The organism is Pedococcus bigeumensis (assembly GCF_039531795.1).
Classification (GTDB): Bacteria; Actinomycetota; Actinomycetes; order Actinomycetales; family Dermatophilaceae; genus Pedococcus; species Pedococcus bigeumensis.
On record NZ_BAAAQS010000001.1, the window covers coordinates 1,651,316 to 1,673,572 of the forward strand.

At 65.5% G+C, this 22,257-nt stretch carries 23 protein-coding genes; 3 read left to right on the forward strand and 20 right to left on the reverse strand.

Going from position 1 to position 22,257, the window contains the following annotated elements; genetic code table 11:
* Positions 1-49: 49 nt before the first annotated feature.
* The 4 genes from ABD262_RS07890 to ABD262_RS07905 all read right to left on the reverse strand — a co-directional run bounded on the left by ABD262_RS07890 (position 50) and on the right by ABD262_RS07905 (position 3,057).
* Positions 50-586 carry a SigE family RNA polymerase sigma factor gene (locus tag ABD262_RS07890; RefSeq protein WP_344133661.1) on the reverse strand — a complete coding sequence of 179 codons (537 nt, stop codon included), beginning with the start codon at positions 584-586 and terminating at the stop codon, positions 50-52.
* Complete coding sequence (locus tag ABD262_RS07895) at positions 583-1,545, reverse strand: hypothetical protein (protein WP_344133664.1); 963 nt, start codon at positions 1,543-1,545, stop codon at positions 583-585. The genes ABD262_RS07890 and ABD262_RS07895 overlap by 4 nt, the downstream gene beginning before the upstream one ends.
* Positions 1,546-1,784: 239 nt before the next feature.
* Positions 1,785-2,594, reverse strand: a complete 810-nt coding sequence (locus tag ABD262_RS07900) for an alpha/beta fold hydrolase (protein ID WP_344133666.1) — start codon at positions 2,592-2,594, stop codon at positions 1,785-1,787.
* A 64-nt stretch (positions 2,595-2,658) separates the two neighbouring features.
* Positions 2,659-3,057: a hypothetical protein gene (locus tag ABD262_RS07905; protein ID WP_344133669.1), complete on the reverse strand. Its 399-nt coding sequence runs from the start codon at positions 3,055-3,057 to the stop codon at positions 2,659-2,661.
* A gap of 368 nt (positions 3,058-3,425) precedes the next feature.
* On the opposite strand from ABD262_RS07905, the gene ABD262_RS07910 reads away from it, so the two are divergent.
* A complete protein-coding gene (locus tag ABD262_RS07910; RefSeq protein WP_344133672.1) occupies positions 3,426-3,839 on the forward strand; it encodes a hypothetical protein in 414 nt (137 codons plus the stop codon).
* 204 nt (positions 3,840-4,043) lie between these two features.
* Here ABD262_RS07910 and ABD262_RS07915 read toward each other — a convergent pair whose 3' ends face one another.
* From ABD262_RS07915 to ABD262_RS07970, 12 genes are all read right to left on the reverse strand, one after another.
* Positions 4,044-4,640, reverse strand: coding sequence for a VOC family protein (locus ABD262_RS07915; RefSeq protein ID WP_344133675.1), 597 nt, complete (start codon positions 4,638-4,640; stop codon positions 4,044-4,046).
* A 582-nt stretch (positions 4,641-5,222) separates the two neighbouring features.
* Positions 5,223-5,378, reverse strand: a complete 156-nt coding sequence (locus ABD262_RS07920; protein WP_344133678.1) for a hypothetical protein — start codon at positions 5,376-5,378, stop codon at positions 5,223-5,225.
* 191 nt (positions 5,379-5,569) lie between these two features.
* Entirely contained in the window at positions 5,570-6,325 is a 756-nt protein-coding gene (locus ABD262_RS07925; protein WP_344133681.1) for a PP2C family serine/threonine-protein phosphatase, read from the reverse strand.
* Positions 6,326-7,000, reverse strand: coding sequence for a vWA domain-containing protein (locus ABD262_RS07930; RefSeq protein ID WP_344133684.1), 675 nt, complete (start codon positions 6,998-7,000; stop codon positions 6,326-6,328). It abuts the gene before it with no gap.
* Positions 7,001-7,042: 42 nt separating this feature from the next.
* Positions 7,043-9,478, reverse strand: coding sequence for a translation initiation factor IF-2 N-terminal domain-containing protein (locus ABD262_RS07935; RefSeq protein ID WP_344133687.1), 2,436 nt, complete (start codon positions 9,476-9,478; stop codon positions 7,043-7,045).
* Complete coding sequence (locus tag ABD262_RS07940; protein WP_344133689.1) at positions 9,475-9,867, reverse strand: helix-turn-helix domain-containing protein; 393 nt, start codon at positions 9,865-9,867, stop codon at positions 9,475-9,477. The genes ABD262_RS07935 and ABD262_RS07940 overlap by 4 nt, the downstream gene beginning before the upstream one ends.
* 697 nt (positions 9,868-10,564) lie before the next feature.
* The gene (locus ABD262_RS07945; RefSeq protein ID WP_344133691.1) at positions 10,565-11,167 is read right to left on the reverse strand and encodes a hypothetical protein; all 603 of its coding nucleotides are present in this window, start codon (positions 11,165-11,167) and stop codon (positions 10,565-10,567) included.
* An 839-nt stretch (positions 11,168-12,006) separates the two neighbouring features.
* Positions 12,007-12,420, reverse strand: coding sequence for a nuclear transport factor 2 family protein (locus ABD262_RS07950; RefSeq protein WP_344133693.1), 414 nt, complete (start codon positions 12,418-12,420; stop codon positions 12,007-12,009).
* Between the two features lie 534 nt (positions 12,421-12,954).
* Positions 12,955-13,740, reverse strand: a complete 786-nt coding sequence (locus ABD262_RS07955) for a PIG-L deacetylase family protein (protein ID WP_344133695.1) — start codon at positions 13,738-13,740, stop codon at positions 12,955-12,957.
* 282 nt (positions 13,741-14,022) lie between these two features.
* The gene (locus tag ABD262_RS07960; RefSeq protein ID WP_344133698.1) at positions 14,023-14,427 is read right to left on the reverse strand and encodes a DUF1304 family protein; all 405 of its coding nucleotides are present in this window, start codon (positions 14,425-14,427) and stop codon (positions 14,023-14,025) included.
* A 219-nt stretch (positions 14,428-14,646) separates the two neighbouring features.
* On the reverse strand, positions 14,647-15,807 hold the full coding sequence (locus ABD262_RS07965) for an NHL repeat-containing protein (protein WP_344133701.1): 1,161 nt from the start codon (positions 15,805-15,807) through the stop codon (positions 14,647-14,649).
* Positions 15,804-16,343 (reverse strand): sigma-70 family RNA polymerase sigma factor, encoded by a 540-nt coding sequence (locus tag ABD262_RS07970; protein WP_344133704.1) that lies wholly within the window; start codon positions 16,341-16,343, stop codon positions 15,804-15,806. The genes ABD262_RS07965 and ABD262_RS07970 overlap by 4 nt, the downstream gene beginning before the upstream one ends.
* A gap of 427 nt (positions 16,344-16,770) precedes the next feature.
* Between ABD262_RS07970 and ABD262_RS07975 the strand changes: the two genes are divergently transcribed.
* Positions 16,771-17,646 carry an NHL repeat-containing protein gene (locus tag ABD262_RS07975; RefSeq protein WP_344133707.1) on the forward strand — a complete coding sequence of 292 codons (876 nt, stop codon included), beginning with the start codon at positions 16,771-16,773 and terminating at the stop codon, positions 17,644-17,646.
* Between the two features lie 115 nt (positions 17,647-17,761).
* On the opposite strand, the gene ABD262_RS07980 is transcribed toward ABD262_RS07975, so the two are convergent.
* The 4 genes from ABD262_RS07980 to ABD262_RS07995 form a co-directional block, all read right to left on the reverse strand.
* Positions 17,762-18,940, reverse strand: coding sequence for an IS110 family RNA-guided transposase (locus ABD262_RS07980; RefSeq protein ID WP_344133710.1), 1,179 nt, complete (start codon positions 18,938-18,940; stop codon positions 17,762-17,764).
* A gap of 245 nt (positions 18,941-19,185) precedes the next feature.
* Positions 19,186-19,482: a hypothetical protein gene (locus ABD262_RS07985; RefSeq protein WP_344133713.1), complete on the reverse strand. Its 297-nt coding sequence runs from the start codon at positions 19,480-19,482 to the stop codon at positions 19,186-19,188.
* Positions 19,483-19,820: 338 nt separating this feature from the next.
* A complete protein-coding gene (locus tag ABD262_RS07990) occupies positions 19,821-20,153 on the reverse strand; it encodes a hypothetical protein (protein WP_344133716.1) in 333 nt (110 codons plus the stop codon).
* 262 nt (positions 20,154-20,415) lie between these two features.
* Entirely contained in the window at positions 20,416-21,054 is a 639-nt protein-coding gene (locus tag ABD262_RS07995) for a hypothetical protein (protein WP_344133720.1), read from the reverse strand.
* 655 nt (positions 21,055-21,709) lie between these two features.
* Here ABD262_RS07995 and ABD262_RS08000 point away from each other — a divergent pair.
* The gene (locus ABD262_RS08000; RefSeq protein ID WP_344133723.1) at positions 21,710-22,213 is read left to right on the forward strand and encodes a pentapeptide repeat-containing protein; all 504 of its coding nucleotides are present in this window, start codon (positions 21,710-21,712) and stop codon (positions 22,211-22,213) included.
* The last annotated feature ends 44 nt before the right edge of the window (positions 22,214-22,257 follow it).

Below are 22,257 nucleotides of genomic sequence, written 5' to 3' on the forward strand. Positions count from 1 at the left end.
GTGCGGTGCCCCGCCGGTCAGGCGTTGCGACCGGTGGATGGAGTAGGAGTCACGGAGTGGCCGAGGCCGGCGGACGACTGGCTGTGGCCGTTGACGGCGTGGCCGCAGCCTCCCGCTGGGCCGTTGGCTGGTTGCGCAGGCGCGCCAGCGCCTCGCGGGTGTGTGACTTGACGGTTCCGACGGAGATGTCGAGAGCCACGGCCGTTTGGGCCTCGGTCAGGTCGTCGAAGTAGCGCAGCACCAGCACCGCTCGTTGGCGCGGCGACAGCCTTCGGAGGTCCTCGAGGAGTGCGACGCGGTCAAGGTTCTCGGCACTGGTGGGGGACGACGCTTCGGGCATCACCTCGGTGGGGACCTCGCGCCAGCGGCGACCGCGCCAGCGGTTCACGGACTCACGCGCGAGCACCTGCCGGACGTAACCCTCCGGCCGGTCCTCGATCCGTTGCCACTTCGGCACCACCTTGATCAGGGCTGACTGCACGAGGTCCTCTGCGTCGTGATGGTTGCCGGTCAGCAGGTAAGCGGTCCGTAGCAACGCTCCTCGCCGAGCGACCACGAACTCCTCGAAGCTGGCGTAGCCGGTCATGACCGGCCGCCCATGCGGAGCGCCTGGCCGATCAGGGCGCTGGCGAAGGTGACCCGCTCGGGTGCCCCCGACGCGACCACCAAGCGACGGTGCGCAGCATCGACCGGCAGCTCGCACCGCATCATCGGCCGGCAGAACGGAGGGGCGGCGTGGAACTCCTCGGCCACCACTGTCACCTCGCCATTCGTCGGGTCCTTCCGGTGCCCGAGCAGGGTGTCGGAACCGATGACCCCGAGGAGGTTGCAGAGACCTGGCACGTCAGCAGGCGGACTGTCCAGGGTCTTGGCGTCATAGACATTGAGCGTTGAACATGCCTTCGGATCGTCGCTGTAGTTCGTCGGCGGGCCCAGCGCGGGCCAGCTGGCGACCGCAACGTCGGAACCGGTGTAGGGCACCCGATAGGGGTTGACTCGGGTGGGCGCTTCACCCGGCTCCCACAGCCATCCGTCGCCGTCACTGCCTCCCGCGACCAGGCCGTACAGGTGGGTGTTGTCGACCCAGAGGGCGCCCACGCGCGTACCGAACCCGAACGCGGACGTGTAGGTCTGGCCGCTGACCAGGTCGCGGACGACCGGCCGCAGAACCACATCCTGTGCCCCAGGTCGGAACGTGTAGGCGATCCTGCGGCCGTCGGGCGACAGCGCGACCCGCACGTTCTCAGGTGCCTCGGGATCGTCCTGCGACAGCGGGATCGGGAGCTTGCCGAACTTCCCCGTACGAGCGACCAGGCCGACCGCCTCGGGCGAGCCGCCACCCTCGCGCGGAACAAGCCAGACTGCCGCCAGCGGTCCTGGAGAGTCGCCGAGCTCCGGCAATGCCGCCCTCGCCGGATACTGGATCGGGAGCGTGAAGGCAACGTTGGTCGCCGGCGCGAGGTCTGGCCGGTCGCGATCGACGAGGCGTAGACCGATTCCCGTGCCGACGGTGCCCACGACCAGGGCTGCGGCCGCGAGGGCCACGAGCTGCCTACGCTGGGCCCGCTTTCCGCGCGCCCAGAGCTCGGCCGGGGGCGCACCTCCTGTCGGTGCGTCGTCCGCCAGGTCCAGCATCAGGTCGCGCAACGTGTCCATGGGCTTCTCCGATCCAGAGTCTCACCCAGGAACACGCCACGGGAGAGGCATCCGGAGGGGTGCGCAACCGCCGATGCGCCGAGGTTCGTACCAGTGCTGAAAGCCGAGCTTCCCGCCCCTCGCTTGTGTCAGCCCGTCGACCCGCCGGCAAAGACGCTCTCCGCGAAGGTCCGCACCGCGTCGGCGAAGGCGTCGGGCTGCTCGGCATAGGTCACGTGGCCGCACCGCGACAGCTCGAGCAGCCGGGCCGACGGCACGTCGGCCGCAATGACCCTGGGCGTCGACCGGAGGAAAGCGTCGCTGTCTGTGCCAGCAATGGCGAGAAGCGGCAGCTGGATGGTCGCCAGGTCCTCCCGCGTTACGACGAAGGGAGGCTGATGCAGATCGGCAACCAGCATCCGCCCGTTGTTGCGGTACGGCTCCTTGCCTTCGTCGTTGAGCTGATGCCACAGCCCGGGACACACCACCTCGAAGAAGGCGTCGACCGCATCGCGCAGGTCCCGTGCGTCCAGTCGAGGCTGCACCGCAGCAGCAACCGTGTTCATGAACTCGCGGCCGCGCTCAGGATCCAACGAGAACACCGGTGGCTCGGACAGCACTGCACCGGCCACCAGACGGGAGTGGCGCAATACGACGTCCAGTCCGATGCGTGCCCCGCCACTGGAGCCAACGATCACGACCGGCGGCAGGTCGAGGGCTCGGAGCAGCGCCGCCAGGTCGTCGCCGTGCAGCGGAACCGTGTGCGGCACGTCGCCATCAGAGCTCGAGCCATGGCCTCGCCGGTCGTACGTGACACACATGAAGGCGTCCGACAGGCGGTCCACCTGCCCCGACCACACCGCGCCGAAGCCGCACATGCCGTGGACGAACACCAACGGCGGCCCGTTGCCAGCCACGTCGTAGTGGAGTCGTACGCCATTCACTGCAACTTCGGGCATCGCGAAACCCCTCAACAACCCGGTCTTCCCATGACTGTAGGCGTCACCGGCGCGAGAGGTCCGATTACCCCGCTCGATGCCACACGACTCCAAAGGAGTCCGTGACGGTGTCGGTGCCGGCGTCGTATCTGAAGCCGATTGCTAGCCGCGACCTGAACGGGTTCCCGCCGGGAAGGCAGACAAGCGTGCCCTCCATCACGACGTCGCTGCCGTCCACGAAGCCAGGGCCGACGATCCGGGCAGGGGCGCCGTTGCAGACGGTGGCTGAATCGTCGTCGTAGACCATCGCATAGGCCTTGCCGCCAGATCCGGTGATGCTCAGCGTCTGGGCGCTTCCGTCCGTGTCCACTGAGGTCCACGTATCGGCCAGTCCTCCGCCGGCCGCCCAAGCCGTCGGTGCGAGGATCACGCTGCCGCAGGCCAAGATCGCGCCTGCCGCTATCGAAAGAGGTGTCTTCTTCATGATGTCTCCGCCCTTCTCCGGTTGACACCGATAACAGAGTCTCTTGCCGCAGCAGCGGCGCCGACAATGGCTCGCGCGGGCTATCTAGGGGCCACGGATTAGGGGCGGGGGGCAGTCGACAGCCAGTGGCGCGCTGCCACGGTCCGCCGTCACTCGTGGCCGCCTCAGTCAGGTAGTCGGCCACGGGTCCGGGGATCCCCGCGGCGGTCCCGTTCGGCAAGCGTCCCCACCCCGCCTTGAACGGAAGCAAACGACTTTACCAAACCTTTAACAACTTGTTCTACGGTTTACCGAAAGCAGGACAAGAGAACATGCTTTGATCAGCGCAAGAGAGGCAACCTTCAGAGCCGATCCACTCAGGGGACGACATGGGAAACGAACTCGGCACCATCATCGAGGACAAGCTGCGCGAGAAGGGCTGGTCTGTCTCGCGCTTCACGGTTGAGAGCGGCATCAGCGCAGAACTGATCGCCACCCTGATCGGTCCGGCTCAGCTGCCCTGCATGCCCGACGAGAGAACCCTGTCATCCCTCGCCAAAGCCCTCGGTCTGACTTACCGTGAGCTGGTCGTGGCCGCTGCAGTGGCGTGCGGGCTTCCGAAGAACCAGGAGGGGGAGCCCACCTTCGTGCTTCGCTTCGTGACCAACCAGGAGCTCGTCAACGAACTGCGTCGACGGCTCATGCGCGGTCGACAGACTGCCGATCCGCAGCAGCGCCGGATGGCCCACCTCGCGCTCATGCAGTCCGCTCTAGCCGTCGATTCCGAGGCCGAAGCAAGCTGACTGACCTGCCAATGACACCTGATGGCGGCGGCACAGAGCCCGGTGTGCGGGACAACCGACCACCCGCTGGCGACTAGAGCACGCCGCCGTTCGGGCCACGGCCTGACGGCGGCATTGCCCGGACCCAGTTCGGGCCCGGGTCGTGACGCCAAATGGAGGCGTGCGCCTTACCGCCGCGAGCCGGCCACACCGTGATGGCGCAACTCAGCGCGGCAGAGGGTTCGGGCCAGTCGCGGTCACGAGCCGCTGGGGCACCCAGTCGTCGACGTGATGGAACCCGTCGTCGAACGGCCCAGCATCGAGCTCGACGGATTCCCTCAGCGATAGTCGATAGAACTTCACGTGGGTGAAGTCCTCGAACAAGATGTAGACGGGGTCGGGTGTGCTGTTCGGACCCTGGAACTGCTGTCCCGTCAGCACGGGCTTGTGGGCTGCGACGAAGTCGTCGAACGCGTCGCCGACCACGACGCCGAGATGCTCCAAACCCATCTTGTAGACGCGCTGGTGCACGGGTGGGATGAGTTCGAGGAGCGAGACCAGTGTGCCGTCGAGGACTTCGAGCGGCTCGGTGGGAACGATCAACGAGATCGGGCGGCCGTTCCACAGGCTCTCCCGATTGGCAACTGCGTGCCGTTCGAGCAGGTTCCGCACCTGGACGTACTGATCCCATTCCGGCACACGGAACGCGAGGTGGCTGAGGGGGTACGGTCGAATGTCGATACCCTGGGCAAGCAGGCGGTCGCGCTGCTGGGCGGCAAACGCCTGGTAGTCCCCGATGATGTCGCCCACAGGATCTGCCATCGCATCCTCCTCTCGGTCCTCAGGGTAGGACGCCTTGGGCGGCGAACGCATCCGGCTGTCGCCCGCCATCCGTCCGCGACAGCCGCGGTGCGTTGGTGCTTCGACGAGCGGGTAACGCCGAAGACCAACGGGCATGCCATGCGTCGACGCTCACCTCGCGCGAATGACCCGAGCGTCCGGCCCTCGACCGGGATCCGACCGGCCCTCAACGACCGCGGGCTACGGAACCGACCACCGGGGCGGTCCCGCCTACGGCCTGAGCCGTGGACCGGAGTGGACAGTGTGTGGACACTGGCCACTGGTGTGGTGAGTGTCCGCACGTCACCTGGGTGCCGAAGGCGGGACTTGAACCAGTAGGAGTGCTGCCCAGGGGCCTGACCAGCGACACACAGTATGGCTCAATGTGGGCCCAGATCGGCGTAGCCGTGGACATGTCCGCGCGCTGGCATCAGCCCCCATCGCATGGTGCTGGAACTAGGCCGCGCGTGGGCAGCCGCCTCGCGGCTTTTCGCCCACTATGGGGCAGATGCGAATTGGGAGGTCTTCGGACGCCTCGCGGTATCAGTATCGTCTCCGGTCGCTTCAGTCCTTGCTCAAAGCATCGACCAGCCGCAGCGAGTTCGCGCCGAGTCGCCGCGGGAGTTCCTTGATTGCTGTCCCCGAGACCAGCGCGAGGTGCCTCAGCCAGACCTGACGGTCTTCGGACTTGGTCAGCACGTCGAGTAGGAGCACCTTCACGCGCAGTCAGTTGCGAGGCCTGTGGCCACGACTTCTATGTCCTTGCGTCGGGCTGAGCCCTTCACGGCTCCCGCCAACTCGGAAGAGGTGAATAAGCATGGACTGGTAGCCGGACCTGGTACGCGCGAACTCGCGCCGGAGAGCGCCGGCCCGACGGGCGATCTCTGCGACTGCCTTCGCATCGGATGCCGTCACGATGGCAAGGACCGTCCGAAGATGCCGATGGAGCAGTCATCGTTTGTGGCATTGCGAATCCTGAGATCCATCAGCCGCCGTAAACGCTTCGTGTACCTAGAGGTCTTGCTGAGGTCTGCGGGTGCCGCGCCCACGGCCACGATGAGCTTTGCGCATGCTCCAGCCAGGTCGCCCGTCCGAGCATCAAACAAGCTCTCAGCGGTCCCATCGCTCATGAGGATGAACCCGGCGACCCCGTCCAGGGGACCCCGGGACAGCCTCATCGACTCACGTGCGCAACCAGAGGTCACGAAGGTCGTCTGGTTCGCGAACTCGCTGTTGTCGGGCGCAGAGATGACCCTCAGCTGCCCGTTCTTCAGGTATCCGACGGCGCCGTCGCCTACATGAGCAGCAAGGAACCGCTCCCCCGAGACTGCAACGCAGAGAAAGGTCGAAGCCAGGTCGCGAGCTTCGACCCCGTGCCGGTTAGCGACGTTGTTGAGCTTGGAAAGAAGCTGTTCCAGCAGTTGCGCCTTGACGCGCGCACCATCGTCGCTCGTCGCGAACTCGACGAACCGGTCGACGAGCATTGCGCACGCCTCCTCCACCACGGCTTGAGCGCCGAACTCGGAATGAGACGCCGATCCGGCGCCGTCAGCGAGGCAGAGGACTTGGACACCGCCGCGAGAGAGGTACTTGGTCCGATCCTGGCCCGAAGTGGCGTCGCGCAGGTGCCCGTGACCCCTGACGTGGTAGTGGAACTCCTTAAACACTTACAGTTCCGCCCAGCCTGCGAGGCCTTCGAGGTCCAGCTTCACGGTGTCCCCAGGCGTCGACCGCGAGACCCGCGCGACCGACTTCGAAAGCCATTCGAAGAACTCTCTGAACTTGAGGCCATCGAGCCGAAGTGGCGGCCGGTTGGGGCTGAAACGAGCCAGCGTGTCCATGTCGGCACGACTGCCGATCCCGATCGGGAACACGGTGAGCTTCTTCGCCTCGACCAGATCGACGACCAGCTTCACCGCGAGGTCGATGCTGTCGGTGGGGGCGCCGTCCGTCATCAGGACAAGCCAAGGCTGGTAGTACAGAACACCGCTGCCCGAGTAGGTGGCCTTGCGTTTCTCCAGCGTGTCGAGCGCGAGGTTCACGCCCGCACCCATGGCGGTCAAACCGTTGGCGGTCAGGGAGGAGATCCGGGGCAGACGCTCTATGCTGGCGAAGTCGTGGACGAGGCCCGCCGAGGAGTTGAACTCCACGATGTTGATCTCGGCCGAGTCGTGGGCGTCGTCGTCTTCGTCGATCGCGTCGTAGAAGAGATTCACGCCTCGGACGAGTTCCTCGATCGGCGATCCGGCCATAGACGTGCTGGTATCGAGACACAGCGAGACCGGGACACGCGGGGTGGGGTTGTCGACGAGGTCGTCAGCACCGATGTTGAGCGTTGCCACTTGTTGCTCCTGTTCTTGGAGAGTGAGTTCGTCGAAGGCGGTTTAGCCGAACAGCCATGACCAGAACCCCTTCTTCTTCTGCTGCTGCTTCTGCGTGGAGTTCGTTGTTGGATTGCTTCCAGCCGTCGACGACCGCTGGCCAGTCGATCGGCGCGGTGCGTTCAAGCGTGGGACACAGTCAGGTGGATACGCCCCGCCTGGGCCAGCCTTGTGCGTGGTCGGCGCTGGCTTTCCTTCCCGCTGATGCCATTCGAGGTTCCCGTAGGTGATGAAGGGGTTGCGGCATCGGGTGCAAAGCCTGGACGGGTCGAGCGTGTTTGCGCGCTGGCGACGAGCGGCCCTGAGCCTTGCTCCATAGGCGGCCTCGAATCTGTTCACGACGTCGGCCCCGACACTGGAGGACGCTGTCTTGGCGAACTCTCCGAGAGCCGATAGCTTTTCCAGCGCTTCCTTGCTGGTAATGCCGTAGTGCTTCGCGAGGGCGGAGACTCGGGTTCTTCCGGTACTGGTGGCGATTGGACCCCGGGATGGCTCTGATAGGGCTCGTCGAGAGCGGAGCTGGCCCGCGCCTGTCGCCGACGATCCACGACACTTATTGCACTGCCTCGGGACGATATACTCGGTCTCTCCTTCGGGCATGAATCCTGCGATCGCGTGCTTGCGCCCGCAGGTCGAGCAGTCCTCAATGGGGGTGTCCGGCTTGAATGCCTTGTTGCGGATAGGTCGAACGTCGTTGGACATCGGGTCAAAGTTGAGCCGATTGTTGCCCAAGTAGGCCCTGTACGCCTTGAACGTTTCGAGCCAGTCGGTGGCTGTCGGGCGTCTGTCGTAGCGCTTGCCCTCCTTGTGGAAGGTGTCCCAGAAGAGGTCCTTGACCGGCTTGTGGATGTGACTCCAGATGTACTTCCAGTCGCCATCAGGCTGGTCTCTATCGTTGTACTCCTTGCCGCGGATCGAGATCTGGAAGGCGAAGTTGCCCTCACGGATCAGCTGCACCATGTCGCCGTCGGTACCCGTGCGCATGTACGGGAACTGCCCTGTCATCACGATCTGGAACAGCATCGTGGCGACCGCGAAGAGCTCGTCCTCCATGGTGCGCAGGTCCTCCGCGTAGGTCTTCCCGAGCATTGCCGGAGATGTATACATCGGAGTTCCAACCGGGCAGGGGTAACCCTCAAGCTGCCATGAGTCCGCGTCGATGATGAAGACGTTCTTTCGGTCGTCGATCATCAGGTTCTTGGGGTTGATGTCGCCGAGGATGACGTTCATGGAGTGCAGGTACTCCACCTGCTTCAGGAATGAGATGCAGATGTCGACGAGATCGGACTTCTTCCAAGTGGAGAAGTCCTTCTCGAGCTTGCGGATGTTGAAAATCGTGCGCGCTTCGCGACCAGTCGCCTTGGGCATGACGTAGCCGACGAAATCCCCCGCCGCATTGTGAACCGCCGCTGACGGGATGCACAGGCCTTCGGCTTGGAGCCCGCGGACGACGAGCAGTTCAATCTTGCTCCTGCGGTGCTGAGTGATGTGGTCCTTGTCGAAGATCTTCACGACCGTGTTGTCGCCACCTTCGTACACGGACCCTTCACCTCCCCGACCGAGCAACGAGCCCAAAACGAAAGTGCCGCTCTTGCTAGCGGACTCCCACCTCACCTGGTCGCCCTCAACAGGAAGCGATGAGACGGCCAGAGGTGTGTCGCGCGGCTTGATAGCCGCCGCCGAGCTGAACGGCTTCGACTTCGGCGAGCGAACCGAACATCCTTGCGGCCCAGTCATTCTTGTGGTCTCGTTGCCGGCCCTGACGTCTGACTCCTCGACAGCGAATGCCCTTCGGAACTGCCGGAGCAGGGGTTTGAGTGCCAAGACCTCAGACCTGTCCTTGGAGTTGCCATTCCCCTCCGCGACGTTGGATGCATGAAGGCTGTACTTGCGCAGTCCTCGGTCAAAGAGTGACTGGTCGGACTCAATCTCGACGTCGCCATCCTTGGTTAGGACGCCGGTCAGGAGCCGCCTTTCAAGCTGGTTAGCAAGGAGGCGGACGCGCAGCTTGATGGTGACGTCACGCGTTAGGAGACACATCTCGTACGTCGACGCGAATCGCTCAAAGATCCGCAGGAACAAGTCATCCGCGTACGGGTTGCTCTCATCCCCGAGGTCCTTGCGGACCAGCCCGTGCTTGGCTGCTTCCTCGAGGAACGTGAGGGATGCGCTGGCCTTCTTGATGGCCACCCTTGTACGTTCTTCAGCTTCCTGGGAGGGGTCACGCCGACTCTGTTTCGTGAGTTCCCCAATGACCTTGGTCGGCACGACGATCGGGTTGCCGTTCTTCAGGATCGCGTCCTGGCCGCGCTCGAACAAGCGCTTCAGCCCAGCAGCGCGACGCGTGTCAGGGTCCATGAGGATATTGGTGTCAATGAACAGCCTGCGGTTGGGCTGGAGGAACTCGACAGGGTCGAGCAACTGGATGTCGAGACTCACTGGTTGCCCCCGAACGTGATGTTGCTGCGGAAGTCCTCCGCGGCCGCGACGCTCTTCTCATGCTCCAACTGGCGCTGGCGCTGGTACTCGACGATCGCCCGCATCGTGATGCGACGGTGCGTCCCAACCCGGACGTGCTCTACGGCGCCGGCGTCCACGAGCTTCATGAGTGTGGGTCGCGACATGCCAAGCATCGTCGCGGCCTCAGTGCTGGTGAACAGGTCCTTCACCGGTACGACTACGGCACCGGTCGAGTGTTCGGCTTCCAGGAGGTCGAGGACCTTCTCCGCGCTCTTGCGGGTCAGGCTGAGCGTGACCGTTACCTGGTCCTGCGAGGCCTCCAGCGCGTCGCGGAGAGCTTGGACGTCGTCCGGCAGGATCTCTGGCATCGCGTCCACTCCAACTGACTCAGGTGTAACCAACTGTAATAACTGTAACTATCTGGAGTGCGTTGAGCAAGCACTTCGCGAACCTATCCCGACGTATTTGCAAACCGAAGTCCGTGCTGGAGGTGGCGAGGACCTCGGGCGGCAGTATGTAGCGGTTGACCGGAACTCAGAAATCCTTGTGCCGGGTCTGGGCGGCGCCTCGGTTGAGCGGGACGCTGCCGAGTGCTGCCGGGGTGGCGTGCCCGGCTCGGAGACAGTGGGCGGTGGTGCACGTGCCGTCGAGTCCGGCAGCTGCGTGGGTGCTGACCACTTCCAGCCGTGTCGTTCAAGCGGCGGTTCGCGCTCAAACGGAGGTCCCACCACCGCTGCCGGGTCGAGGGGGGAAGACGGGCGACGATCAGAAGGCTCTCAGACCACATACATGCACTCTCAGACCACATGCATGAACCGGTATGCGTATGGCGTTGCACCGTCTACCACCGGCCTTCTGTCGAGGATGCTCACCTTGGGCTCGTTGAGCAGAACATGGGTGACGATGACGGGCTTCCTTCGAGGCGAGCCGCCTGACCTCCCCGGCGTTGAGGCAGCCCTCGCCGGCGGCTCGACTGTGCGTCATAGCGCCTCGATCCGGCGCAATGGCAAGCATGACGCTTGACTTAGGCCACGCTCCCTCACTGGAGCGGCGGACGAATGGCCGTCAGCGCGGGTCATAGGGCACATCATCCGGATTGATTGACCAGGGCAGGCGTGGGTAGGCAGCCGAGGAGTTCGAGCCCGTACGAGTCAGTTCGGCCGCTAGCAGGTTCAACACGTGCTCTGCATGCCTTGCGAAGGCCGTTCTGAACTCATCGGCGTCGAAGCTTGGATCGTAGTCCTGTGGCAGTTGCAAGTCCGCTGCCACGCCGCCGTAGCCCGCTCGAAGCCAATCGCGGTAACCAGTGCACTGCGACAGCAGAGCCGACGCTTCGGCGTAAGCGTCAGTGTCAGCGATCGACGCCGCTGCCTCTAGGAGCGCGTTCCTCAGAGGATAGAGATCAAACTCGCCCCTCTGTCCTCGCTGACTGTATAAGACGGCATCGCGCAGATTGCCAACAATGGGGATAAGCCCCCTGGCTGTACGACGACGTTCAGCTTCGTCTTCGCTTCTGTCCTGGAGCTGTTGCGCCAACCAGACGCCAAAGACCACCACGAGGCCGCTGAGAACACCACCGATGAGACCTCCTAGCACGGAGGAACCGACGCCATCCCACGTCGTGCTGCCATCGTGGGGACCGCCGTGCCATGGAAACGCGATCAGCATGCTCGACATTCAACCTTGCGACAGCCCTGTACGTGGGGATCTGCGCCAAGCCCTTGTTGAGAAGACCGTTTCCAGGGCTTCGCCTGACGCCCGACTGTCACGCGCGTCGAACACATCAGCGGTAGAAGTGCGCCCCCCGTCGTGAAGATGCGTCTTTGCGCCGCCTGTCGGTCTTGGCTCGATGGGGGTTAACTCGATAATCGAACAGTGGTACCAGCGACAGATGTCTCAGGCTCGTGACTACGACAGTGCATCTGCGGCCGGGCCCGGGCTAGCGTGAAAGCGCCCGCGCGTCCGCGACCTCACCGGCCCTAGCCCCTGCCCTACCTGGCATCTATTGGGTGAGGTTCGCACCGGGGCTCCCCCTCAATTTCTCCAACAGCGTGGCCGCGAGGGTTGGGCTAACGGGCTCATGGCGGACTGGCTAAAGGCGACCAAGAATCGCGCGAAGTCGTCGTCATCTATCCACAAATGGCCGCTAGATGACCGAGTTTCCCCTCACCGCAGTGGGCCGCCGTTCAATGCCCAGCCATCAGAGCTCCGAGGGCAACGTCCGACGAAGAGCGCGGCCCCTCTTCCCGCAACTGGAGGGGAACGGGGAAGAGCCGCGTCCCGCTCAGGATGCCGTGCCCTGCTGAACCTTCGCTGAGGCTCTACGGCACCTTGCGCCGCTGTTCGACGGGCCACCGCGGTTGTTCACGCGAACGGCCCACGGAAGGTTAGGACTACGGCAGACCCGACGACCGCCATAGTGGAGTTCCGCTTCCAACAGCCGTTAGGAACGGGCGGCAAGAGGTAGGAGGCCCGTATCGCGGCCTCTCCACGTGGCCTGTGGGGCATCAGCCAGGGGGGATTCCGCGTTCGTTGCGGTAGCCCCGCACGCCGGTGATGAGACCATCGACTACCGAGAAGATGTGGCACACCATGCTGACATGGCTGCCGTCATCGTCGACGATCGTCGACACCTGCTCGACGTACACGTCGTCGCCAGCCTGCTGCACGGTGACGTTCTCGGTGGTCAGCGACGTGGCCTTGTTCATCGGCGCCTGCAACCTGGCGATAAGCGCATCGGCCCCCCGGTGCATGACGTGCCAGGGCTGGTCCGTCCACGGGCTCGCCACCTTAATCACCACGTCAGGGGCCAGGAACTCGCGGAGGGCCTCGAAGTCGTCGACGTCCCCGGACGCCCTGGCCCGCTGAACGGCCGCAATGTACGTCCGTACAAGTTCGATTGAGGAACTGTCGTCAGCCACCTGAACCTCCGCTCCGCGACCAAGGCCAATAGCAAGCTCTACGCCGCAAGCATCGCGTGCTGCATTAGGATTCGCATTCGGAAGCGTCCGATGATCGGCATGTCGGGACGTGGACGCGTCGCGTCCCACTTCAACGTGCACCAATTCGTTGGCCAATGGGACGCGCGCGGCTCAAGACGGCAGCCACTGCTGAGTGCGGGCGACTCTGAGCTGCTCGCGTTCGTTGCCGAGGCCGCCCTTTTGCGTGCGGAAGCCGCCGTCGGCCTAGACGGAGTCGTCCACAGGTGGCGGTTGGGCACCATCCCATCGCGCCGCTGGTCGCGCTGGCAGGAAGGGCGACGGGATCGTCTGACGTCTGGCAGCGATCGCACGGGAGGTCTAAGAGTCCCCACTATGTTGAGGCCCTCTCAAAGCTGCTTAGCAAGCGTTCGCCTTCTAGAGCCGCGAACGCAGGGACAAGCTGCGATCCGCGCATGTGTCTTCCGCTGCCTGCGTCCAGATCTCCTGTTCGAGGTCCCTGGCGGGGTTGGTCCATCAAAGGAATTCGAAGACGTCCGTCAGCGGCAGTTCCATCTCAGTGGTAGGGGGCCACGCGATGGTGGCCCACTCCCAGCTCACGATCCGGGCGAGGCGGTGTTCGTTCACGGGCTGATCGGCCATGACGTGAAGTTGACTTTGGTGTTGGAGGATGCCTGCGACGATCCGAGAGGCGACGCTCCGACAGTCGACGATTAGGTGAACCTGTTCGTCGGGTACGCCGCGCCCGTGGTACATCTTCGTCGGGTCGAACACTGGCAGATCGAGGTCCCGTCGTTGCTGTTGCCACCGATCGAAGATCGACTGAGGCAGGACGTGGTGCAGCAGCCGCTTGAAACCGCGGCCTTCGGCTTGAGCGAGCTCGGCGAAGGCCGCATCGGTACATGCGCCGACCGTGATGTGGTCCGGGTGTCCGGTGATCCCGTCCGGTCCGAAGGTGGCGACCACGTCCGGCTTCTCCGCATCTAAGACTTCGTGGATGCGCCCGGTCAGCTCTGGGGCGGGAACTTCGGCCAAGCTGCCGTCGGGGTAGCCGAGCCACTCGTGCCGGTCGGGGGTGCGCCCCACGGCCTGCCACGCCGCTTCACTCTCTGCCTGCCGGATCCGGCCCAGTGTGGCCGGAGTGGCAGCGAAGCCGGGGCGGATGTCTCCTGCCTCGCCATGCGTGGCATGGATGAGAATGAACCGAAAATCAGAGTCGTCGGCATGTAAGGCGACGGTTCCTGCCCAACTAAAGGCTTCGTCGTCGGGGTGGGCGACGACGACGGCAAAGACGCGACTCATGTCGGCTCCTTGCACTCAGCGTGGTCTATCCGTGTTCAAGTCTCTCACCAGGACGGGACCGACGACGTGCCCCTCTCGCCGCCAGTCGGGTGGTCCCCTGCGTGTCGCTCCTGCCGGCTTACCGGGGGTGTCGCACCCCGTTCCCCGGTCAAACCTCGAGGAATGCCGGGGCACGCCACGGGAATGAGCCCGTTCGGTTTTCGTCCTTGACCGCAACGACTTTCGTTGTGGTCCCGTCCTGTCCGATCGAACGTCGTATGCCCAGCTTGTCTCTTCGAGCCGTCAGCCCCAGATCCCTTGGGCGACCAGCGCGATGAAGGGCGGCACGCTCGATCCGATTGTTCCTCGGATGCTCCCGCCACGGGGGTGCCACTTGCCGAGCAGATCTGCGAGTCCCATGGCCAGGCTCGATAGCAAGAGGTACCAGGCGGCCACAATCATCACCACAAGTCCGGAGCCGGCATGCCCGGTGTGCAGCATCCACTCGCCCACGCAGACTCCAGCGGCGCCCAGCGAGTTCCGAGCTCCAATACAGAACGCCCAGAGTTCAACGTCAGTCCGGTTGGTGAACTCGACTCCCAGGAATTTCTTGGCCCACGGCCGGTCCAGAAAGAACATCTCGACCGGCGCCACGCAAATCAGAATCACGGCATCGATGATGAGGACGATCTCAGCCACGGCGTTCATACGTCACCTCCTCTACACGCAACGCCAGCACAGCGCACTCAGGCATCCAGACAAGCGAACCGCGGCTGGCTCTACAGGGCAAGGGTCACATCCGATCACCGAGCTCGCATAGCCGGTGATGAGACGGTCCACCGGCGTCCTTCCGCCGCGAGCTCCCCCCGCACCCGCTGCGGCCCCCCGCCATCGACGGAGCGGCCCGACGCCGATGCCCTCGTGCGGTCAGGGGCCGGGAGACAGTTGCAGGACCTTGCCCGGCAGGCGGACCCACACCGACCGGTCGGCCGCCGCGAGTGCGACCGGGACGTTCGACCCGTGGTCGATGCCAGTCAGCGGCATCCGGCCCGTAACGTGGAGGGTGTTCGGGTCGATGCGCAGGAGCTCGTCCGGGTTGAGGGTTGCCACCCACAACGCCCCTGTACCCAGCGCGGACCCGGCGATCGTGACGTCGACGCGGTGCGGCGTGACGTCGAGTTCTCGCGCGAGTTTATCGCGGCGCCCAGGGGTGGTGCTGATCTCGTAGATGGTGGCGCGGGACTGCGCGTACAGGACGTGGCGAGCGGGGTCGATGCCGGTGAGCGCGACGTCGAAGGCGGGCAGCTGGAGCTGTGACATCTTCGTGCCAGTGGTGCCATCGAATCGGGTGACGAGGCCGTCATGGCTCGCGACCCAGACGCTGTGCCCGTCGCTCATCGGGTTGCTCGGCGCCTGTCCGCTGCCACCGTCGCCGAGGTGGATGGTCTGCCGCGCCTGACCGGTCGTCGGGTCCAGGCGGACCAGGTCGCCCGAGGCCCAGTTCGCCGCCCACAGGTTTCGCTGCGCAAGAGCGGTTCCATGCGGCAGCTGCGCAGGGCTGGAGGTTCGGAGCTGGGTGACGTCGTGGGTTTGGAGGTCGACGCGGGTCAGGAGGTTGAGATCGCCGACAGCCGTGCACAGCCAGATGGCGCCTCCGCCGATCGTGGGCCAGCCGCCCACCGCACCTGTCACGCGGTCGAGGACCTCGCCGGTCGCAGGATCGACCTGGTACAGGCTTCCCGCCGGGGTCCGACCGTCCTGCATCAGCTCACCACGCTGCATGTCGACCACCCAGACGGAGCCCGCCCCGGTGACCGTCGCGCCCGTGCCGGGGACCGTCAGCGTGCGGACCAGACGCCACCCGTCGATCGTGCCCGCGGGCTGCGGTGCCGGTCGGGAAGCCGGCATGGACGTGATCGCCAAAGTCGCCACGACTGCCAGGACAGCCAACGCTGCGGCCCCTACGGACAGCCGGGTCCGCCGTCGGCGCCGGATGCCGTCGCCGGTGCGGCGGATGTCCTCCGCGTCCGGCAGCAGCCGGAGGTCGGCAGCGTCGGCGAGCTGGTTCATCTGCTCGGCCAGGTTCACACCAGCCTCCTCTCGGCGGCGCGCTCGGACACACCAACGGTGAGGTAGCCCGGACCCAGGACCGCGACCAAGGCAGCGCGGGCCCGAGCCAGCCTGCTTTTCACCGTGCCCTCCGCGACGTCTGTCTCGGCAGCCACTTGGGCGATGGACAGGCCACACATCTCGTAGAGCACCAGGGCTCGGCGGTGTTCCGGCGTCAGCAGGCGAAGTGCCGCCCACAGGTCGAGCGCCTCGTCCCTGACGGGCATCTCGTCCACGGCCAGCGCGGGCGCGAAGAAGCGACGGAGTCGGTCCGAGGCGACGATCGAACGCCGGTGCTGGCTGATCGCGACCCGCCACGCCACCGTGCGGACCCACGCCGCCGGGCTCTCCAACACCGAGACCCGGTCCCATCGCACCCACGCCCGCGCGTAGGCCTCCTGAAGCACGTCCGCGGCCTGCTCGGCGTCACCGGTCATCAGGGTCAGGTGACGCAACAGCTGCACGCGGGTGCCCAGGTAGAACCCGTCAAAAGACCCCTGGTCGGCCACGCTCACCTCCCTCCTTCTTTAGGAAAGCACGCGCCACAAGGGTGTCCGGTTCCCTCGTGCAGCCCGTGTTTGCAGTGTGCGCCCACCACCCGCGCAGCGGTATAGCGCAAAGGGAGCCAGATGACCGTTCGGCGAACACACGGGCCGCGAGACGGTGAGCACCAACGGAATGGAACGGCGCGTACTGCTCCCGCGTGATCCAGTCATGCACCATTTGACACTCACCGCTCCGATTGGTGGGCCAGCCCACATGGCACGCGGCCGGCGGGCCGAGCGCAGGGCCCGTCAGGTCGGGTTTGCGCTGACCGCTGCGGCCGCGCTGCTCGTTCCCGCCGACTGCACCTCGCACGCCGGTGCCGGCACAGCACCCAGCCGGGCCGGCACCAACACAGCAGTCCTCCCACCGGCCCCGGCACTGCCTCACCTCAAGGTCATGGCGTCCCTGAAGCTGCACCAGATCACCTACCTGGTCCCCACCCCGACCGCCCTCTGGGCCCTCGGGGGACCCAACCGGCGACTCAGCGAGATCGATCCCCGCACGACCACGGTGCTCAAGACAGTCACGCTGCCTCACCCAGCGGGCTTCGGCACCTACACCAACGGGTCCTTGTGGATCTCGAGCTTCGCCGACAGCGTCGTCATGGAGGTCGACCCCGCCTCCGGCCGGGTCATCCGCACGATCCGAGGTTCGTCGGCAACGCCGATCGACCACCCTGGCGGCCTGGTTGCCCTCGGTTCGGACCTGTGGGTCATCCAGCACCGCAAAGCCATCCTGACGCGGATCAACGCCCGCACCGGCAAGGTCACAGGCAACGTGGCGTTGCCCGGACACTCCGCCGACTCACCACGGTTCGCCTCGGGTCGGATCTGGGTCCCCCTGGCGACCACTGACGACACCGTCATCGCGCGAATCGACCCCGCAACCGCCAGCCTCGACGGCCCACCCATCCACGTAGGCAGCATCACCTGCGCGACCAACTCCCTGGTCGACGGCACCCTCTGGCTCACCAGCACCGGTGACCCGCCATGCGGCACTGCGGCCCGGGCGCTCGACACCAGGACGTCCGAGGTCTCCCCCATCCGGTACGGGCCCGACAAGGACCTGTACGAAGTCGCCAGCACCGGTGGCTCCACCTGGGCCAGCGACACCACCGGCACCATCTACCGGCTGGACACCAAGTCCGGGAAGGTCACTCCCTCCCTGACCCTAGAAGGCCACCCCGACTTCAACCGGCTCCTCACCGCGTTCGGCTCGCTGTGGATCAGCCGGGGCGACACCGGGCGGATCGTCCGCATCAGCGTGACCTAGTGGACCGGCTCGTCTCCCTCCTGCCGTGAGGGGCAACGATGACGCGATCCCGACTCCGCGTCATACCGCCGCGAGCGGGGCGACGGAAGAGGCACTCTCATGGCTCCCTTCTGTGTCAAGAAGCCTTGGGCAGGGGGATCGTAGGCTTGTTGCTGGCGGGTCCGGGAAGTGGCTTGTCCGAAGTGCCGGTATGGGGTTGTGAGCCGGTCGCGCTGGAGTCAGAGTCGTTGCCCCGTTGCCCTCCCGGGCCCGTCACCTTGCTAGCGGTGTAGTCGCTGAGCATGGTGCGGTAGACGATGTCGGACAGGCGCCGTTTGAGGCATCGCATCGCTTCCATCGAGGTCTTGCCCGTGGCCTTCTTCCGGTCGAAGTAGGCGCGGCCCTCGGTGGCGGTGCGCAGCTGCACGGTGGCCATGATGTGCAGGACCCGGTTGATTTGCCGGTTCCCACCGCGGGACAACCGGTGGCGGACGTGGTCCCCGGAGGAGGCGTCGATCGGCGCCGTCCCGGTCCAGGACGCGAAGTGGTTGCGGTCGGGGAACCGGGACAGGTCACCGACCTCGACAAGCAGCCGCGCGGCCCCAGACGGTCCGATGCCGTGTAGTCCGAGCAAAGAGGTCCCGGTGGCTTCGACGAGCGCTTTGAGTTCCTTGTCGGCAGCCTTCTTCCTCGAATAGATCCGCTCGAGGTCGACCACCAGCTCGGCCGCGACCCGTTTGCGTGTCTTGCCCACAGGGTCACGCGGGCGAACCCCGGCCAGCAGCACCTTGGCCTGAGCCGCTGAGAGGTACTTCTTGGCGCCGCCGGGCAGCATTTCCAACAAGATTCGGTGCAGCTGGCTGATCTTGCGGGTGTGCTCGTCCCCGATCGCGCGGCGCCGGTCCACCAGTAGCTGCAGCACCTCAAGCTGCTCGTCCGAGACGACCGGACGCAGTCCGGCCATCCGGGTGCCGACAAGTGCGACCGAGTGCGCATCCGTGGCGTCGGTCTTGCGGCCCTGCCCGGTGGCGAACACCCTCGCGCGAGCAGACAACTTGGCCGGCACGTCCACGATGTCCTGGCGGTCGGCGAGCAACCGGTGAGCGATGTGCCTACCGATGCCCTCGCAGCCCTCGATCGCCCAGACTCGGCGCGACCACTTCGCGACGTACGCCAGCATCGCTTGGTAGCCCTCGATCGAAGTGTCGAACCGACCACCGCCAACCACGCTTTCGTCGGCGAGCATCACCTCGATGGTGACGCTTCGTTTGTGGGGGTCCATTCCGATGACGACCCGCGGGACCTGCTCCTCCATGACGTCCTCCGTTGCCTGGAACCGGTGATGGTTGGGCGTGGAGGGCACCGCTACTTCGAGCAGAGCAATCCCTTCTTGAGCCTCTCCTGCCCGGCGGCACCCGGGCGGCGCAGTCGATGTGAGAGCCACACGATCAACGTGGGCAGCCGATTTGAGAGCGACGAACCCGGGCACCTGGACCGAGCCTGCGCAGGCACCGTCCTGCCGTCAATGAAACAAGTAGCCGATGAGCGGGCAACCTCGAGTTAGAGAAAGCGAAGCCGATCGACGGCTTCCCGTACGCCTTGGGACAAGGTGGCCCACGACTCGGTCGTCCCGCCCAGGCCGTTCATCACAAGCAGCAGCCGGTTCAACAGCTGGGTATCCCCGAGATCTTCATCGATCCCGTCCAGAAGTTCGGACACGCGGTTGAAGGTGTGGACGACCCCGTCGGAGGCTGAGGTCGTGTTCGCATCGGCCGCGTACACCCAGGCGACGACTGCCCCGAACGCGTACCAGGAGGCAAGATCCTCGGGCTCTTCGTCCCGGCTCATTTCCGGCATGGAGAGCAGAGCGTGGCGTGCCGCGTCTACTGATGGGATGCTGGTCCGCGCCCGAATCGCGTCGGCGATAGGACCAAGTCCCCCCGCTGGCAGTCTGAGCGAACCCATTTCTGCGAGGGGAAGTACGACGGACGCGAGCTCGGTTGCCGTCAGACGCTGGTCCTCTGAGGCCATTTGCCGGAGTCGGGACTCGAGCGTCGGCATGGAATCTTGGGGCACGAACAGACATCCTGCACGCTCTGGAAGTGCACCGCACTCACATGCCGCGATCCGCGCGGATGTGCCGATGAGAGCGCGGTCGTGCCGATGTCCGAGCGTCCGTCCCATCTGTTTGCAGATCAGAAGCTCAGGCCCCAGAGCCCCCACAGGAGCAGTGGGCAGGGCACGAGGAGTGCTGCCAACGCTGCGGTGACGCGTTCCCGACCCGGAGTGGTCTCGGAGCCCCTGAGTGCGACCAAGGCAAGGACGATCGCGGGTACCTCGAAGATGGCGATGCCTCCGGCGTAGTAGTAGCCGACCCAAGCCCATCCGTCGCCGGTGCTGGCGGCCATGCACAGGGCGCCCGCGGCCAGCAACAAGAGCCCACCCAGAACGAGGGCGGCGTAGGCGAGTACGGGGGGCCACGTGCGTCGGGGGACGGGGCGACTCGTCGGCGCAGGGCTCTGCATCACGCATTCAGTATCGGCGGGCGGCTGAGTTGGTGGCATGAGCGCATCTACTCAACTCGCGCTTGTCCGCACACTCGTCTCGGCGCACCAGAACGTCGAGGTGGGTGGGGACACGCACGCGGGCCGGTATCCGGTGCGATCGTCGAGGATTCAATGTCCGCTCATGCCGCGACGAGGACGAGCGTCTTTCCGCCGCGAGCCGGCTTCAACTCGACCGGGAGCTTGAAGCCTCGCCTGCACCACGAGCAGTCCCGAGCGTCTCAGGCTATGGGTGCAAGTCTCGTTTTGGCAGACCGAGCAAGTCTCGGGCGCGCGCAGCGGCGGCGCCTTCGCTGTCCGAGTTCGCGTTCGCTTCGGCCTGCTGTTGGTTCCACTCGTCGATGCTCCTCACCTGGGACATTAGGTGAAAGTAGTCCGCGTCCACGACGGAGGCCTTGGCGAGCTCCTCGATGACAGGCGCGACCGCACGCGGCCAGCCAGTGTACGCGCGGAAGTCCTTGGCCTCCTGCGTCATGTCAGCGCTGAGCACGGCTACCTGCTCCTTCAAGGAGGTCAGGGATGCGTTGGCGTCGAGAAGGCTGTTGAGCTTGTCGATGGCCTTGTTGGGCTTGGCGACGATGGCCAAGTACTTGGCGCCGGCCGACTTGTAGTCCTCCACCACCAGGGTCACCTCCATGGCTGAAGGGGCGCTCGCGGTCTCGGTCTGTGCGGAGATGCCGCGGATACGCCAAGTGCCACCGGCAAGCCCAGACAGTTTCGCGGTCGCTGCCCCCGTGGTGCCGGCGCTCGTAGGCAGCGGGGTCCACGTCGTCCCGTCGGGGGATTTCTCGAGGGTGACGGCGCCACCTGCGGGGGTGACGGTCGCGGTGACGCGCCGGAATTCGATCGAGAGCGAACCTGTCATGACGTGAGCCCGGACCGCTTCGGGCGCACCCGTGACACGCACATCATGGTTCCGCTATCCCTCGATTCCGCTCTCCCCTCGATCAGAGAGCACCCTCGGCGAGTTCGCCAGCATCCCACTGCTGGTCGCCAGCAGGTGGGTGTGACGGACGCGGAACCCGGCTACCTGCACTCGGTGAACCGCGATGTGGCTGCGTCTTTCCGCCGCGTGTGGGCCGCAAGGTATACGCCTTCGCCTAGCCGATGAGCGGGTGCTGCTTTGGCCGTGTGCGTAGCGCAGCGTTCGCCGCTGGACGCATATGAGCTGCGCGAACGGCGGCCGGCGCGGGTGCACCATCCAGTCGGCGCTCACTGATGCAGATCACCGCATGCGGCACCAGCGGCTTATGCCGTCGCCATCCTGGCGTCTCGCGTGTCCCGTCGGTTACCTGGCACGGCCGGGAGGGGGCTACACGTCTTCGGCACATTCGGGGTGCCCCAGCGGGCCGCGGGCCACAGACTCAGCCCATGGCGCGCCACCCGACTCCTTCGGTCAGGACAGATCCACGGACCTTGACCACGGACATCTCATGACTGCCCCGCGTACTGCGATTCGGCCGCTCCTGCGCCGCATGGGGGCCGCGCCACGCCGGGCTTGGCACTCCGAACCTCCCTGGTTGATCCGCGACGTCGTACTCGCCCTGGTCATCGGCGCCGCCTTACTACTCGGCCAGAACCAACTTGATGAGCGCCGCGCAAACCGGCAAGAAACCTTGGAGGCCGGCCGAGCCCAGCACGCAGAGCGAGTCGAGAACCTTCGTTTCGTCCGCGAGCTCAGCGCCAACAGAATCGAAGGCAGCAAACTCCTGCTGCCCGGCATCGACCTCGCTGGGACCGACCTCAGCGGGCTCGATCTCTCCTCTGCGGACCTGAAGGGGGCGAACCTCAGCGGAGCCATCCTCATTCGCACCAACCTCGGCGGTGCCGCGCTGGAAGGAGCCGACCTGAGCGGGGCGACCCTGCACAGCACCAATGTTGAAGATGTGGACTTGGAGCACGTGGACCTAACCGGAGCCATCCTGGTCGACGAGAACGGACAAGGGCCGTGCCAGTCAGAGAGGACCCGCTGGCCGGACGGGATGCCGGCTCCACCCGCCAGATGTCCCGAAGGTGGTGCCTAACACCCCGACTCGGGGCTTATGGCGTTGCGGCCGTGCCAACGACG

Coding starts and splice junctions, on each gene's coding strand:
- ABD262_RS07890 (WP_344133661.1), bottom strand. CDS start 586: ATGACCGGCTACGCCAGCTTCGAGGAGTTCGTGGTCGCTCGGCGAGGA.
- ABD262_RS07900 (WP_344133666.1), bottom strand. CDS start 2,594: ATGCCCGAAGTTGCAGTGAATGGCGTACGACTCCACTACGACGTGGCT.
- ABD262_RS07905 (WP_344133669.1), bottom strand. CDS start 3,057: ATGAAGAAGACACCTCTTTCGATAGCGGCAGGCGCGATCTTGGCCTGC.
- ABD262_RS07910 (WP_344133672.1), top strand. CDS start 3,426: ATGGGAAACGAACTCGGCACCATCATCGAGGACAAGCTGCGCGAGAAG.
- ABD262_RS07915 (WP_344133675.1), bottom strand. CDS start 4,640: ATGGCAGATCCTGTGGGCGACATCATCGGGGACTACCAGGCGTTTGCC.
- ABD262_RS07940 (WP_344133689.1), bottom strand. CDS start 9,867: ATGCCAGAGATCCTGCCGGACGACGTCCAAGCTCTCCGCGACGCGCTG.
- ABD262_RS07945 (WP_344133691.1), bottom strand. CDS start 11,167: ATGCTGATCGCGTTTCCATGGCACGGCGGTCCCCACGATGGCAGCACG.
- ABD262_RS07955 (WP_344133695.1), bottom strand. CDS start 13,740: ATGAGTCGCGTCTTTGCCGTCGTCGTCGCCCACCCCGACGACGAAGCC.
- ABD262_RS07960 (WP_344133698.1), bottom strand. CDS start 14,427: ATGAACGCCGTGGCTGAGATCGTCCTCATCATCGATGCCGTGATTCTG.
- ABD262_RS07975 (WP_344133707.1), top strand. CDS start 16,771: ATGGCGTCCCTGAAGCTGCACCAGATCACCTACCTGGTCCCCACCCCG.
- ABD262_RS07980 (WP_344133710.1), bottom strand. CDS start 18,940: ATGGAGGAGCAGGTCCCGCGGGTCGTCATCGGAATGGACCCCCACAAA.
- ABD262_RS07985 (WP_344133713.1), bottom strand. CDS start 19,482: ATGCCGGAAATGAGCCGGGACGAAGAGCCCGAGGATCTTGCCTCCTGG.
- ABD262_RS07995 (WP_344133720.1), bottom strand. CDS start 21,054: ATGACAGGTTCGCTCTCGATCGAATTCCGGCGCGTCACCGCGACCGTC.